At 67.1% G+C, this 1,869-nt stretch carries 2 protein-coding genes; both read right to left on the bottom strand.

All coding sequences use genetic code 11. From position 1 onward, the window contains the following. On the bottom strand, nt 1–865 hold an 865-nt coding region (locus D3105_RS33560; RefSeq protein WP_118906571.1), incomplete at its 3' end, for an ATP-binding cassette domain-containing protein. Beyond that, the coding region (gene chvE, locus D3105_RS33555) for a multiple monosaccharide ABC transporter substrate-binding protein (RefSeq protein ID WP_133305748.1) at nt 862–1,869 on the bottom strand (1,008 nt) is incomplete at its 5' end. The genes D3105_RS33560 and chvE, both read right to left, overlap by 4 nt.

Below are 1,869 nucleotides of genomic sequence, written 5' to 3'. Positions count from 1 at the left end.
CTCGACCAGTTGCTGCTTGCTCACCCCGATGTCGGCGGGGCGGGGCCGCGCAGGGGGTGCGGTCGGGGAAGCGGTTGTCGAGGCTCCGGCCCACCATGGAGCGGATGATGCGCTCCTCCGTGGTCTCCGGATCCTTGAGGTCGAGGGTCTCCACGGTGCGGCCGTCGCGGAGGACGGTGACGGTGTCGGCGACCTGGGCGATCTCGCCCAGCTTGTGCGAGATGATGATCGAGGTGATGCCCTGGTTCTTCAGTTCGCCGATGAGCCGCAGCAGTTGGGCGCTGTCCTCGTCGTTCAGCGCGGCGGTCGGCTCGTCGAGGATCAGCAGTCCGACGTCCTTGGCCAGTGCCTTGGCGATCTCGACCAGTTGCTGCTTGCTCACCCCGATGTCGGCGACCCGGGTCTGCGGATGCTCGTCAAGACCTACCCGGCGCAGGAGTCCGGCGGCCCGGCGCAGTGTCGCCGGCCAGGTGATGACGCCTCGCCGGGCCGGCTCGTGGCCGAGGAAGATGTTCTCGGCGATCGAGAGCTGGGGGACGAGGGCCAGCTCCTGATGGATGATCACGATGCCGGACCGCTCGCTGGCGCGGATGTCGCGGAACCGGCACTCCTCGCCCTCGTAGCGGATCTCTCCCTCGTAACTGCCGTGCGGGTGAACGCCGGAGAGGACCTTCATCAGCGTGGACTTTCCCGCGCCGTTCTCGCCGCACAGGGCGTGGACCTCGCCACGGCGCACCCGCAGGTTGACCTCGCTCAGCGCCTTCACGCCGGAGAACGTCTTGCTGATGGACCGCATGTCGAGCACGAGGCCGTCGGCCGCGTCCCGCTCCGGGCCGCGGCCGGTGGTCGGGGCCTTCGGTGTCACCGCAGGTCCTCGGCCTTCAAGTAACCCGAGTCGACGAGCACCGACTTGTAGTTGGACTTGTCCACGCTCACCGGCGGCAGCAGGTGCGCGGGGACGACCTTCTTCCCGTTGTCGTACGTCGTGGTGTCGTTGGTCTCCGGTTCCTTCCCGTCCAGGACCGCTCCGACCATGTCCGACGCCACCTGGGCGAGGGCGCGGGTGTCCTTGTAGACGGTCTGGGTCTGCTCGCCCGCGATGATCGACTTCACGGAGGCCGCTTCCGCGTCCTGGCCGGTGACGACCGGCAGGGGCTTGGCGGAGCTGCCGTAGTCGTCGGACTTCAGGGCCGACAGGATGCCGATGGAGATGCCGTCGTACGGAGAGAGGACCGCGTCGACCCGGGCGCTGGAGTACGTCGAGGTGAGCAGGTCGTCCATCCGCTTCTGGGCGGTGCCGCCGTCCCACCGCAGGGTGGTGACCTGGTTGAGGCGGGTCTGCCCGGAGCGGACGACGAGGCGTTTGTCGTCGATGTAGGGCTTGAGCACCTTCATGGCGCCGTTGAAGAAGTACTTGGTGTTGTTGTCGTCGTTCGAGCCCGCGAACAGCTCGATGTTGAAGGGGCCTTCGTCCGGCCGGTCCTTCAGTTCGAGCTTGTCGACGATGTAGCCCGCCTGGAGCTCCCCGACCTTCTCGTTGTCGAACGAGGCGTAGTAGTCGACGTGGTCGGAGCCGAGGATCAGCCGGTCGTAGGAGATGACGGGGATGTCGGCGTCGGCGGCCTGCTGGAGGACATTGGAGAGTGCCTCGCCGTTGATCGCGGCGATGACCAGGGCGTCCACCCCCTGGGTGATCATGTTCTCGATCTGGGAGACCTGCTGGTCGGGGTCGTCCTCGCCGTACTGGAGGGTGGTCCGGAAACCTGCCTTCTTCAGGCTGGCCGTCATATTCCTGCCGTCGGCTATCCAGCGTTCGGACGACTTGGTCGGCATCGCGATGCCGATGCGGTCGTCCGTCGCCGGACTGCC

This window comes from Streptomyces globisporus, from assembly GCF_003501885.1.
In the GTDB taxonomy this organism is placed as follows: domain Bacteria; phylum Actinomycetota; class Actinomycetes; order Streptomycetales; family Streptomycetaceae; genus Streptomyces; species Streptomyces globisporus_D.
This window is presented reverse-complemented; position numbering and strand designations above follow the sequence as displayed.